This window comes from Mobilisporobacter senegalensis (assembly GCF_003752155.1).
Classification (GTDB): domain Bacteria; phylum Bacillota; class Clostridia; order Lachnospirales; family Lachnospiraceae; genus Mobilisporobacter; species Mobilisporobacter senegalensis.
In genome coordinates this window covers 77,492-90,392 of record NZ_RJVG01000005.1, presented here as the reverse complement: position 1 = coordinate 90,392, position 12,901 = coordinate 77,492, and the positions used below count along the sequence as shown (strand labels likewise).

At 35.7% G+C, this 12,901-nt stretch carries 11 protein-coding genes; 10 read left to right on the top strand and 1 reads right to left on the bottom strand.

What is annotated here, in order from left to right; translation table 11 throughout:
• Positions 1-26: 26 nt before the first annotated feature.
• The 5 genes from EDD66_RS09505 to folK all read left to right on the top strand — a co-directional run bounded on the left by EDD66_RS09505 (position 27) and on the right by folK (position 4,248).
• Positions 27-1,337 carry a bifunctional folylpolyglutamate synthase/dihydrofolate synthase gene (locus tag EDD66_RS09505; RefSeq protein ID WP_243115334.1) on the top strand — a complete coding sequence of 437 codons (1,311 nt, stop codon included), beginning with the start codon at positions 27-29 and terminating at the stop codon, positions 1,335-1,337.
• A gap of 16 nt (positions 1,338-1,353) precedes the next feature.
• A complete protein-coding gene (gene folE, locus EDD66_RS09500; RefSeq protein ID WP_123609550.1) occupies positions 1,354-1,908 on the top strand; it encodes a GTP cyclohydrolase I FolE in 555 nt (184 codons plus the stop codon).
• Positions 1,909-2,043: 135 nt separating this feature from the next.
• Positions 2,044-2,523: an HD domain-containing protein gene (locus EDD66_RS09495; RefSeq protein ID WP_123609339.1), complete on the top strand. Its 480-nt coding sequence runs from the start codon at positions 2,044-2,046 to the stop codon at positions 2,521-2,523.
• A 13-nt stretch (positions 2,524-2,536) separates the two neighbouring features.
• Entirely contained in the window at positions 2,537-3,370 is an 834-nt protein-coding gene (gene folP / locus EDD66_RS09490) for a dihydropteroate synthase (protein ID WP_123609338.1), read from the top strand.
• Between the two features lie 62 nt (positions 3,371-3,432).
• Positions 3,433-4,248, top strand: a complete 816-nt coding sequence (gene folK, locus EDD66_RS09485; RefSeq protein WP_123609337.1) for a 2-amino-4-hydroxy-6-hydroxymethyldihydropteridine diphosphokinase — start codon at positions 3,433-3,435, stop codon at positions 4,246-4,248.
• A 2-nt stretch (positions 4,249-4,250) separates the two neighbouring features.
• Here the strand turns inward: folK and EDD66_RS09480 are convergent, their stop codons facing one another.
• The gene (locus EDD66_RS09480; RefSeq protein ID WP_170164309.1) at positions 4,251-5,267 is read right to left on the bottom strand and encodes a DUF5050 domain-containing protein; all 1,017 of its coding nucleotides are present in this window, start codon (positions 5,265-5,267) and stop codon (positions 4,251-4,253) included.
• Positions 5,268-5,742: 475 nt separating this feature from the next.
• On the opposite strand from EDD66_RS09480, the gene EDD66_RS09475 reads away from it, so the two are divergent.
• The 5 genes from EDD66_RS09475 to EDD66_RS09455 all read left to right on the top strand — a co-directional run bounded on the left by EDD66_RS09475 (position 5,743) and on the right by EDD66_RS09455 (position 12,893).
• The gene (locus tag EDD66_RS09475; RefSeq protein WP_123609335.1) at positions 5,743-6,876 is read left to right on the top strand and encodes a bifunctional chorismate mutase/prephenate dehydratase; all 1,134 of its coding nucleotides are present in this window, start codon (positions 5,743-5,745) and stop codon (positions 6,874-6,876) included.
• A 73-nt stretch (positions 6,877-6,949) separates the two neighbouring features.
• Complete coding sequence (locus EDD66_RS09470) at positions 6,950-7,429, top strand: methylglyoxal synthase (protein ID WP_123609334.1); 480 nt, start codon at positions 6,950-6,952, stop codon at positions 7,427-7,429.
• A gap of 185 nt (positions 7,430-7,614) precedes the next feature.
• Positions 7,615-8,946: a S1C family serine protease gene (locus EDD66_RS09465; protein WP_170164308.1), complete on the top strand. Its 1,332-nt coding sequence runs from the start codon at positions 7,615-7,617 to the stop codon at positions 8,944-8,946.
• Between the two features lie 184 nt (positions 8,947-9,130).
• A complete protein-coding gene (locus EDD66_RS09460) occupies positions 9,131-10,123 on the top strand; it encodes an ABC transporter substrate-binding protein (RefSeq protein ID WP_123609332.1) in 993 nt (330 codons plus the stop codon).
• A gap of 199 nt (positions 10,124-10,322) precedes the next feature.
• Positions 10,323-12,893 (top strand): ABC transporter substrate binding protein, encoded by a 2,571-nt coding sequence (locus EDD66_RS09455; protein WP_123609331.1) that lies wholly within the window; start codon positions 10,323-10,325, stop codon positions 12,891-12,893.
• Positions 12,894-12,901: the final 8 nt, after the last annotated feature.

Below are 12,901 nucleotides of genomic sequence, written 5' to 3'. Positions count from 1 at the left end.
GATTTACCTGGCTTGGAGGGAAAAATATGAGAGAACAAAAGAATAAAATGTCCTATAGGGATGCTATGGAGTATATGAGTACTGTAAATATATATGGGAGTGTCTTAGGCCTTGATAATACGAAAGAATTATTAAGGCGTTTAGGCAATCCCCAGGATCAGTTAAAATTCGTTCATGTTGCAGGTACCAATGGAAAAGGTTCTGTATGTGCATATATTGGAACTATTTTAGCCAAGGCAGGATATCTGGTAGGAAGATATATTTCTCCAACGATACTGGAATACAGAGAAAGAATCCAGACAGGACAGAATCAGTCTACAGTTTTTATCAGTGAAGAAGAGGTTGGAGATCTTATTGGCAGAATAAAAGAAGTGGCAGATTCCATGGTAGAAGAAGGAATGCCCCATCCCACTCCATTTGAAATAGAAACGGCAATGGCCTTCCTATACTATGTAGAGAAAAAATGCGATATTGTTATTCTAGAAGTTGGCCTGGGAGGACGGGAGGATTCTACCAATGTGATTTCCACCACTGTTTGTTCTGTCATAACCTCTATCAGCCTGGACCACATGCAGATATTAGGAGATACCCTGACAAAGATAGCCTATGAAAAAGCTGGTATTATTAAGTATAAAATTCCTGTTGTTTCCTACGCTCAGGAAAGTGAAGCCATGGAGGTAATCAAGGAAGTAAGTGAACAGAATCACTCAGAATTGACTTGTATGAGTTTAGAAGCCATTGAGAATGTGGAACATACATTTCATGGGATTACTTTTGATTATAAGGAGTATAAGAAACTGGAGATCAAATTACTCGGTGAGAATCAGGTAAAAAACGCAGCTCTGGCGATAGAAGCAATTAGTGTACTTGCCGGCTTAGGTTACCGGATCAAAGAAGCAGATATCCGAACCGGCCTGCTTCTTACCAGGTGGCCCGGGAGATTTGAGATGATAAAGACAGAACCTTATTTTTTTGTGGATGGGGCTCATAATGAAGATGGAGCAAAGTCATTAAGAAAATCTATTGAAATATATTTTACAAATAAGAGAATTATATATATAATGGGTGTACTAGCAGACAAAGATTATCATAGTGTATTAAGACACACAGCACCTTATGCTGACACTATTATTACGATTACTCCAGATAGCTCCAGAGCTTTATCCTCAAAGGAACTGACCAAAGCTGCATTAGAATACTGTAAAAATGTGATTGATGGAGAAACAATAGGGAATGCAATTGATATTGCAATGGAACTTGTTAAGAAAGAGGATGTTATATTAGCTTTTGGATCTTTGTCTTTTCTAGGGGAGATATATAGACACATTGAAACATAAGAAAGGACATAGACTTATGATAGATGAGAAGAAAATTGAACAAGCAGTAAGACTGTTTCTGGAAGGGATAGGAGAAGATGCAGACCGTGAAGGCCTTGCAGAAACACCACGCCGCATCAGTACCATGTGCAGTGAATTATTTGCAGGCTTAGGCCAGGATGCCGGTGAGCATTTAGCCAGGACATTTCAGGCGGATAATAATGAGATGGTTCTTGAGCGTGATATCACTTTTTATTCTGTATGTGAACATCATTTTTTACCTTTCTACGGGAAAGCCCATATTGCTTATATACCCGATGGAAAAGTTGTTGGAATCAGTAAATTGGCAAGAACCGTTGAAGTGTATGCCAGACGTCCTCAGATACAGGAACAAATGACCGCTCAGATTGCAGATGACATTATGAAAAATTTAAAGCCCAAGGGTGTTATGGTAATGATTGAGGCAGAACATATGTGCATGACAATGCGCGGTGTGAAAAAGCCGGGAACTACTACCGTAACCCATGTATGCCGGGGGGAATTTGAGAACAATGAGAGTTTAAAGAATACCTTTTTTCACTTTATCCGATGACTGGCAGCTGTAACACTCTCGCTTCAAAGGAGTAGATAACAGCTGATATGTCCCTGGATAAGGTCAACTAAATTAAGATGTGCTCAAAATCACATCTTAATAAGTTTCACTTTATTTAAGAGAGTTGAGTTAGTAATGGATAGAATAAACCGGATTTTAATTCATCCTGAATATAAACAGGCAATGAATAAGAACTTTAAAGCAGAAAGAAAACGTATCTTTTGCAAACATGGGATAGAGCACCAGTTAGATGTGGCAAGAATTGCTTACATTATGGCGTTAGAACAAGGACTGCATTTTTCTAAAGAGGTCATCTATGCTGCTTCGCTCCTTCATGATATCGGAAGGTATTTAGAATATGAAGGAAAGTTATCCCATGAAGAGGGAAGTGTTCTACTAGGGAAAGATATACTTATTGACTCTGGATTCAGCCAGGAAGAAACCGGATTAATACTGGATGGGATTAAGAGCCATCGCACTAAAGATAGTGATCCAAAATCTTTTCAGGGAATCATCTATATGGCAGATAAAATGTCCAGGAATTGTTTTGAATGTAATTCCAGGGAACTTTGTAATTGGACAGAGGATAAGAAGAATAAAGGAATAAATATATAATAGAGGGACAAGTATGATTACAAATCTAAGAATTGGTGAAACAGATTTTAAAATCGGTGAGAAAACTTATATTATGGGAATACTTAATGTTACGCCAGATTCCTTCTCTGATGGCGGACGTTTTAATCAGATAGAAGCTGCCCTTGATCATGTGAGAGAAATGATAGAAGATGGTGCGGATATCATTGATATCGGCGGAGAATCTACCAGGCCAAACCATATCCAGATTTCAGAGGAAGAAGAGGCTGCCCGGGTTGTACCTGTGATTAAAGCTATTAAGGAACGATATAAGATACCAGTTTCAATTGATACGTATAAGAGTAAAGTTGCCAAAGCAGCACTGGAAGCAGGTGCAGATCTTGTAAATGATGTATGGGGATTGAAATATGACCCGAATATGGCAAATGTCATTAAAGAATATAATGTTCCTGTTTGTATCATGCATAATAGGGAGAATATGGATTATGATAATTTTAGGTCAGATATGCTGAATGACCTCAAAAGATCTATAGAGATTGGAGAAAAAGCTGGAATTAATAAGGAAAAAATCATCATAGATCCAGGGATTGGTTTTGCCAAGACATACGAGATGAATCTGGAAGCAATGAACCATCTGGAAGACCTGTTACAATTTGATATGCCAATACTACTTGCTGCTTCCAGAAAATCAGTGATAGGTCTGACACTTGATCTTCCGGTAACAGAGCGGGAAGAAGGAACCATTGCTACCAGTGTTCTGGGAGTAATGAAAGGATGCCATTTTGTAAGAGTACACAATGTGAAAGCCAATCTTAGAGCCATAAGAATGATAGAAGCAATCCTTCATAATGAGAAGCAACTTAAATGATAAAATAAATTCTGATTCGGGTAGAAACTATTTACCTGAATTCTAAGAAATTAGGTGGGACGATGGATAAAATTAAAATTTCAAACTTAGAAGTATATTGTCATCATGGAGTTTTTGCAGAAGAGAATGTACTGGGACAAAAATTCTTAGTATCAGCAGTGCTGTATACGGAGATAGAAGAAGCAGCATTTGAAGATGATATCAGCAAATCCATTAATTATGGTGAAGTCTGCCATTATATCAAAGAATTAATGGAGAAATATACTTTTAAATTATTAGAATCAGTAGCAGAATGTTTAGCTTCCAGAATATTGATGCGCTTTCCCCTGGCAAAAAGGATTAAGCTGGAAATAAAAAAACCCTGGGCACCAATTATGCTGCCAATTGAAACAGTATCTGTAGAAATTGAAAGAGAGTGGCATACTGCTTATCTTTCCATTGGTTCAAATCTTGGAGATAAGAAAGATAATCTGGACCAGGCGATTGCTTTGCTAAATGCAGATGAATATTCAAAGGTGACTAAGATTTCTGAATATATTACTACAGAACCAGTGGGAGGAGTAGAGCAGGATGATTTTCTAAATGCTGCTCTGGAAGTAAAAACATTAAGGTCACCAAAACGTCTCTTAGAAATTATCGGTGTAATCGAACGTCAGTTAAAGAGAGAGCGTAAGGTTCATTGGGGGCCAAGGACGATAGATCTGGATATTATTTTCTATGATGATATTGTTATGGATACGAAAGAATTGACGATACCTCATCCGGAAATGGAAAAAAGAGGTTTTGTATTAAAACCTCTTCTGGAAATTGCTCCAAAATCAATTCATCCGATTTTTAAGAAAACCGTGGTTCAGTTACTTGACGAACTTGATGATTAAATTTATTTCTTGAGGACAGGAGGGTTAAACGTGGATAACGTTTCCTTCTCTCCTACAGGAAGATAGAATATATTGTCTGAACGAAATTCCTGAAAAAATACAAAATTACTTGTAATATTAATATTGTTATAATTACCGGATATGATTGATTCCACTCCATTTGTCTCTGTATCAAATCTATAGATTCCATTATTTTCTCCATCATCCACCTGATAATATAAATAATTACCATCTGAACTGATATTAAAGGCAGCACAGCGGTCTTTCACTACTGTTTCAGGGTTGGTGCCATCTTTCTTTATTCTATGAATACTATAATTATCTGAAAGTGACATATAGTAGATATAATCATTGGCTGCAATGGCATTCATTGTATTTTCCTGATATAAAGTAGAGTTTTCACTTGTATTTATATCATAAGTATGGATATTATGGTCTCTTCCAATACCGGAATAATATATGATTCCGTCCATGATAGAAGTTGGAGAGACTGGTTCATTTACCAGTTCTTGTTCTTCTGTACCATCAATTTTTATTTTATATAAAGTTAACCCGCCATCTTTGGTAGAGTGCTCAAAATAAATATAATTTCCGTATAATTTCATATTCTCATTCAGCCCTGCGTATAGCCTTTTAATATTTGAGCCATCCCTGTCAATCCGATATATTCCTTTATTATCTAACTCCAAAGCACTGGATTTTTCTTTGTCGCTACTCCTTTTAGTATAATAGATATATTTTCCGGCCCCGTTAATATACTTTACCTTATCTTCATATACTTTTTCAAAATTAGTGGCGTTTAAGTCCATGGAATATAAGGAACCATCGTCTTTTATATTACTAAAATATATCTTGTCATCCAGCTCACAGAACAAACCGCCATTTAAAAGATTTCCCCCGGTATTTCCTTGAACATTCTCTTCATTTAATGTAACTTCTGATTGATTTCTCATATTAATAAAAATAAATACAACAACAGCAATTATTATAAAAATCAATCCAATTCTTTTGAATTTCATATATATTCCTCCCAATGTAGAATTACAACCAACCTTATTATAAACTTTTGGTAAAAAATTTGCAACGTTCACGATGAGCAGATTAGTCCATAAAAGACAGGTTATTGTCCATGCTTGCATGGTAAAATAACCTGTCTTTTATGGATAAGTGCAACGTGAGCGAGAAAACTTTGTTTTCGAGCTTCTAATCTGCGCAGAAGAAACGCTTCTAATCTGCGTAGCAGAAACGCTGCTGATCTGCGAAGAAGGGTCAGTTAATTAATATAAGGTTGAGAAAAAAACTTGTTTTTCACCTTCTAATCTGTTAAATTATGATATAAATGAAGAAAATGAGCCAGGTACGAAGTACTTGGCGAATGTAACAAGATCATGAACTTGTTCATGATATAATGTTTACGGTAAGAAGAAGTTTTAAGCTACTAATCTATATAATTTATGTTATAATAAAATTACTGGAAGGTCTGGAGGAGAATACATGGTTGATTTGCAAAAGAGCAGGGAAGAAATAGACCGCATTGATAAAGAGATCGTCAGACTCTTTGAGCAGAGAATGGAAGTGGCGAAAGATGTCGCTGAATATAAAATCCAAGTAGGTAAAAAAGTATTTGATAAGGAAAGAGAAGCGGATAAATTAGAAAGTTTAAGAAATCTTGCTCATAATGATTTTAACCGACATGGGGTCCATGAATTATTTGCCCAGATTATGTCTATGAGCCGAAAGCTTCAATATGGACTAATCCATTCCAAGGAAGAGACAATTCGTTTCCTTGCCCAGGATACGCTGCCGCTCAACAAAGACAGTAAAATCGTTTACTTTGGAGTAAAAGGCAGTTATACAGAACAGGCAATGGAAGAATATTTTGGAGAAGATATTGAAAGTTTTAATGCATTGACCTTTAAAGAAGTAATGGAAGCTGTAAGTGAAGGAAAAGCCCATTATGGTATCCTTCCAATTGAGAATTCTTCTACCGGAGGCATCACGGATATTTATGATTTGCTGGATGAATATGATAATTATATTGTGGGACAGCATATACTTAAGATTGACCAGGCACTTTTAGGCTTAGAAGGGGCAGCTATTGAGCAGCTGACCAAAGTATATTCCCATCCCCAGGGCTTATTACAATGTTCAAAATTCTTAGATGAGTATGAAAATATAAAAAGAATTGAATATCCAAGTACAGCTGCCAGTGCTTTAAAAGTAGTCGAAGATAAGGATCTGACCCAGGGGGCAATTGCCAGTGTAAGAGCGGCACAGTGTTATGGATTAAAGGTATTAAAAGAAAATATTAATTATAATACAGCTAATTCAACCAGATTTATTGTGATCACAAATCAAAAGATATTTTTAAAGACGGCCAATAAAATCAGTATATGTTTTGAGCTGCCTCATGAGAGCGGGTCTCTTTATAATATGTTATCCCATTTTATTTATAATAATCTGAATTTAACGCAGATTGAATCCAGACCAATTGTGGGGAAAAGTTTTGAATACAGATTCTTTGTGGATATTGAAGGCAATTTAAATGACCCGGGTGTACAGAATGCACTTTTGGGAGTGAAAGAAGAAGCAACCAGATTGAAAATATTAGGAAATTTCTTGTCCTGATGAGGCTGCAATAATTTGAGATGAAGCAAATCTCGTTATTAATAAGGTAACATAAGAAAAGGAGAACATAAATATGATACAAGATGATTATATTAAATTTACCATTGGAAAGCAAAAGCATATTGCATTAATTGCACACGATAGTAAAAAACGTGAATTGGTGGATTGGGTACTGGAAAATAGAGAAATCCTAAAGAATCATTTCCTATGTGGAACAGGAACAACTGCAAGATTAATATCAGATGAAACAGAACTGCCGGTAAAGGGTTATAACAGCGGTCCTTTAGGTGGTGACCAACAGATCGGTTCAAGAATTGTAGAAGGAAACGTAGATTTCGTTGTATTCTTCTGGGATCCACTTGAGAACCAGCCTCATGACCCTGATGTTAAGGCACTTCTGCGTATTGCAGCAGTTTATGATATTCCAATTGCCAACAACCGTGCAACTGCAGATTTCCTGCTTTCTTCTTCCTATATGGGAATGGAATATGAGAGAAGAGTTGTAAACTATAATAAAGTGATTCAACGCCGTATTGATGGATTTACAGAATAGTAATATAAGAATATGAAAGAAAAAGATAAGTAGCTTCCGGTTACTTGTCTTTTTCTTTTTTTCATACTTTTTTCAAAATCTAATCACAGAATGTACATAATTTGTTGTTAAACTTAGTTCATCAAGTAAAACACAAAATTAAAATTCATATGAATCTAAATAATTTAAAACAAGGAGGTAATTTTATGAACAATGAATATGAAAATAGAAACAATGAAATAGAATACTATGAATATATTTATCAGGAGTTAGATTCTGATAAGATTGATAAAGAGGAGACTTTCGGGGGAAGCAGTAAGGAAGGAAAAGGAAAGAGAGATCCAAGAAGGTTACATTCTTTCATGAAGATCGCTTCCACTGCTCTCGTATTTGGACTTGTTGCCGGAACCACATTTCAAGGGTTCAACTATGCTTCCAATAAATTATTGAACCAAAATACCAGCAGCAATAGTAAGATCAATGAATCAACAACATTAGGCAATACAAATAGTTCCAGCCCTGTTGTGAAAACAAATACGAACAGCTCCCAATCCGGTGAAGTTGCTCAAGTTGTTGAAAATGTAATGCCTTCCATTGTATCTATCTCAATTACTGCGACACAGAATGTAAGTGATTTTTTTGGAAGAATATATGAAGATCAGGCGACAGGCAGCGGCTCCGGAATAATAATAGGGCAAAATAATAAAGAAGTATTGATAGCCACAAATAATCATGTTGTAGAAGGAGCGGATACAGTTACTATTACATTTGTAGACGATACAACAGCAGAAGCGACAGTAAAAGGTACGGCTGCCAGCTCAGATCTTGCTGTGGTATCTGTAGATTTAAATAGTTTATCAGAAGAAACAAAGTCCAATATCAAGATTGCAACTTTAGGTAATTCCGATTCACTTAAGGTGGGAGAAATGGCAATTGCCATTGGAAACGCTCTGGGTTATGGACAATCTGTAACTGTAGGATATATTAGTGCATTAGAGAGAGAAGTATCTGTTGAAGACAGCAGTATGAAGCTGTTACAAACAGATGCGGCAATCAATCCTGGTAACAGTGGCGGTGCATTACTTAATTCAAAGGGAGAAGTAATTGGCATTAATTCCGTAAAATATGCGTCTGAAGAAGTAGAGGGCATGGGATATGCAATACCGATCTCTGATGCGATTCCAATTGTGACCCAGCTTATGAATCAAGAAACAATTCCTGAATCTGAGCAGGCATATCTGGGTATTATGGGCACAGATATCACAAGTGATGTTGCAAAAAGTTATAAGATGCCGGAAGGAGTATATGTAGGAGAAGTATCAAAGAATTCTCCGGCTCATAAGGCTGGGCTTACCCAAGGCAGCATTATTACAGAATTAAATGGCAGAGATGCAACAAGTATGGAGAAATTACAGGAAATACTAACAAGTACCAGAGCAGGAGAAAAGGTAACTTTAGTAATTAAAGTACTGGAGAATGGAGAATATGTAGAAAAGACTCTTGATATAACTTTAGGCAGCAAAGCCCAGGCAAAGTAAAATTTAGCACAAAACCATCTTCCATGAATATATTATAGTAGTAAAAGAAGCTAAATAAGCAGATTTAATATGAACATAAGATTTAGCTTGGCAAGTCGTTAAATAAGAATCATCTACCAATGAGATTAAGTGAGATTTCAGGCAGATGATTCTTTTTTATAGATTAATAAATAGGAGGATGGCAATGAAGAGGAGATTATTAGCAGTACTTATGGTCGCCATATTACTCATACCAATGTTAAGCGGATGCAAGAAGGAAACAGGACTTACCAAGATTACATTAAATGAAGTTGCTCATTCAGTCTTTTATGCACCTCAATATGTTGCTCTTGAACTTGGTTATTTTAAAGATGAAGGGTTAGATGTTGAATTAGTGACAGGTTTTGGCGCTGATAAAACCATGACTGCAGTCCTTTCCGGGGATGCAGATATTGGATTTATGGGATCAGAAGCGTCCATCTACGTCTACAATGAAGGCGCAGAAGATTATGTAGTCAATTTTGCTCAACTTACTCAAAGAGCTGGTAATTTCTTAGTATCAAGAGATACGAATGAGGATTTTAAATGGGAAAACTTAAAAGGAAAAACGGTAATTGGCGGCAGGGCAGGAGGTATGCCACAGATGGTATTAGAATACATCTTAAAGAAAAAGAATTTCGATATTAAAAAGGATTTGACAATTATTCAAAATATTGATTTTGGTGTTACTGGAGAAGCGTTCACTTCTGGAACCGGAGATTACACTGTTGAATTTGAACCAACGGCTACTGCTATCGAAAAAAGTGGAAAAGGTAAAGTTGTCGCATCACTGGGAATAGAAAGCGGAATGGTACCTTATACTTCTTATGCAGCGAAAAAGAGTTATATTGAGAAAAATGGTGACATAATACAAAAATTTACCAATGCAATACAAAAAGGTATTGAATATGTAAATAAACATACTCCAGAAGAAATAACGAAAGTGATAGCACCTCAGTTCCCAGAGATGGATCAAAAAGATCTGGTCATAATTGTAACAAGATATTATGATCAACAAACCTGGAAAGAGAACGCAGTTTTTGAAGAAGAAAGTTTAACCTTACTGCTTAATATTATTGAAGAAGCAGGAGAAATCTCTAAACGGCCTCCTTATGAAGAGATTATAACAACGAAATTTGCAAAAGAAGCAGTGAAGTAATAGTTCATTAGTAAAAGGTGTCTCTATAAGTTGGATTATAGAGATGCCTTTTGTATCGTTAAATTGAAAAATATAGTAAAATAGTACCGATTCCTAATTTTATTGTTTGCCATGTAAAATAATAAATGTTATAATATGAGTAATTATAAATTATTTCGTCGATTCTAATAGATTAATACATTACATAGGGGGGATGTTAATGAGCATATTAAGAAAAGGTCGTCACATTAATTGTATTTCATTCTTTATTTCTTTGGTATGTATCATACCTTTCCTATTAAATTCCACAGTTATTGAAGCAAAGGACAGTAAAAAAAGTGTATTATATATCAGTTCATATAATGAGAATCTGGAATCTGTCCCAGAGCAGATAAGTGGTATTAAGTCTATTCTGGAACCGGAAGAGATACATCTTGATATAGAATATATGGATATGAATCGTTTTCGAACGGAAGAGAATGAGAAGCTTTTCTATAATATATTAGAATATAAATTATCAAATCTTGATCCTTATGATGCAATTATTGTGGGTGATGATGCAGCATTGCAATTTGCCATGAAATATCAGGAACAATTATTTAAGGATATTCCTGTCATATTTCTTGGAATCAACAACATAGATACAGCAGTAGTGGCGTCAAGGAATAAGTATTTTACAGGTATCATTGAATCAACAGACCTGGAAGAGAATATTAAGATCGCAAGGAAATTCAATCCTGAGGCAACAAAAGTCATTGCTATCGTGGATAACACTTTACCCGGCCTAGGAAATAAAGAACAGTTCTACTTAACAAGAAACAATATAAGAGATATTGAATATGGGCATATTAATGCATCTGATTATACCTTTGAAGAACTTGAAGGTATATTGGAAAATATAGAGAATGATACGATCCTACTGTATCTAAGTATGTATGTAGACCGTACAGGAGCATACATTGATATTAAGGATGCGGTTAAAATGTTAAAAGAACATACCCATATACCGGTTTACCGTGCGGAAGTTGGTGGAGTGGGAGCCGGGATACTGGGGGGCAAGATGGTGTCCTATTCAGAGTCTGGTAGAATTGCTGCCAAGATGGTCATGGAATATTTAAATGGGAAACCGATAGAATCTATCTCCATGATCACAAAAAGTCCAAATTCTTATGTATTTGATTATAATATTATCAAAAAATATGATATTGATGAGAAACTGATTCCTGCGGATGCAATCATCATTAATCAAAAGACAAGCTTTTATGAAGAGAATAAGCAGCTTGTGATTACTACATTATTAATCATTGGTTTGTTAATTATTTTTTCTGTCATCCTGTCTTTTGATAATATCAAACGCAGAATTATTGAGAAAGCATTAAAAGAAAGTCATGACCAATTGTCAGATGCCAACGAGGAACTAAGTGCGACAGAAGAAGAATTAAGAGCTCAATATCAGACGATCCAGGAACATTTAGAAAAGATAGAGATATTAAATCATAAGAACGAGTTTCTGGCATATCACGACTATTTAACCAATCTTCCAAATCGAATGAGTTTTATACATAAACTACAAAGTGAATTAGAAGCCAATCATAGAGGTGCCATATTAATTCTTGATTTAGACAATTTTAAGGGAATTAATGATACTCTGGGACATGTCTATGGGGATATGGTGCTAAAAGAGGTGGCGGACCGATTATCTTCTTTGGTGAGTCAGAAAGTATTTCTCTCCAGGATCGGAGGGGATGAGTTTGTTATTCTCCTGTCAGAAGACGATAAGAATGAGATCATAAAATATATTGAATTAATAAGGGAACAGTTTCAGAAGTCTTTTATATTAAAGAATAAAGAAAATTATATCCAATTTAGTATTGGTATCTGCAGATTTCCTGAGGATTGTTCCGATGCAAACCAGTTGATCATGAATGCGGATACTGCTATGTATAAGGCAAAGCTCAGTGGTAAAGATAACTATGTATTCTATCATGATGAAATGAAGGAAGAACTTAGGAAGAAATCAGAAATAGAAGGAATCCTAAGGCAGGCATTCCGGGAAGATGGATTTTTATTACATTACCAGCCACAGGTGGATGTAAATACAGGAGAGATCGCAAGCTTTGAAGCGCTGCTTCGACTAAAGGATTTTAACATTTCACCGGGAGTATTTATTGGTGTTGCAGAAGAAATCGGTCTAATCGTAGATATAGGCAGATGGGTAACCAAAGAAGTCATTAACCAGCTGGTAAGATGGAGGGAGCAAGGATACCCATTAAAAACCGTATCCCTGAATTATTCCAACAGGCAATTAAGAGATGTAGATTACATACCATTTTTAAATAATTTATTAGTATCCAATGGATTGGACCCTGAATATATAGAAATCGAGATTACGGAAAGCAGTCTGTTGGAAGAATCTCTTCAGACTCTGGAATTTCTGGATCGTCTTAAAGAATTGGGTGTAAAGATAGCATTGGACGATTTTGGAATAGGTTATTCCTCTATTAATTATCTATCTTATATTCCTGCCAATAAGGTAAAGCTGGATAAATCATTAAGTGATAAATTCTTAGGGGTTCATAATAGTTCGGTCATTGACAGTATAATTGCTCTTGCCCATGGACTGGAACTTGAAATTACTGCAGAAGGTATTGAAGAATATAATCAGTTCATCCGGCTGAAAGAGGCGGGGTGTGATTATATTCAAGGCTATTTATTTAGCCGGCCGGTCGGTGTGGATGAAATAGAAAAAGTATATGGCACAAACTTAATTGAGAGCTTAAATAATGCATAAAAGTTAAT

Coding starts and splice junctions, on each gene's coding strand:
- folP (WP_123609338.1), top strand. CDS start 2,537: ATGATTACAAATCTAAGAATTGGTGAAACAGATTTTAAAATCGGTGAG.
- EDD66_RS09465 (WP_170164308.1), top strand. CDS start 7,615: ATGAACAATGAATATGAAAATAGAAACAATGAAATAGAATACTATGAA.
- EDD66_RS09455 (WP_123609331.1), top strand. CDS start 10,323: ATGAGCATATTAAGAAAAGGTCGTCACATTAATTGTATTTCATTCTTT.
- folE (WP_123609550.1), top strand. CDS start 1,354: ATGATAGATGAGAAGAAAATTGAACAAGCAGTAAGACTGTTTCTGGAA.
- EDD66_RS09460 (WP_123609332.1), top strand. CDS start 9,131: ATGAAGAGGAGATTATTAGCAGTACTTATGGTCGCCATATTACTCATA.
- EDD66_RS09470 (WP_123609334.1), top strand. CDS start 6,950: ATGATACAAGATGATTATATTAAATTTACCATTGGAAAGCAAAAGCAT.
- EDD66_RS09480 (WP_170164309.1), bottom strand. CDS start 5,267: ATGAAATTCAAAAGAATTGGATTGATTTTTATAATAATTGCTGTTGTT.
- EDD66_RS09475 (WP_123609335.1), top strand. CDS start 5,743: ATGGTTGATTTGCAAAAGAGCAGGGAAGAAATAGACCGCATTGATAAA.
- folK (WP_123609337.1), top strand. CDS start 3,433: ATGGATAAAATTAAAATTTCAAACTTAGAAGTATATTGTCATCATGGA.
- EDD66_RS09495 (WP_123609339.1), top strand. CDS start 2,044: ATGGATAGAATAAACCGGATTTTAATTCATCCTGAATATAAACAGGCA.
- EDD66_RS09505 (WP_243115334.1), top strand. CDS start 27: ATGAGAGAACAAAAGAATAAAATGTCCTATAGGGATGCTATGGAGTAT.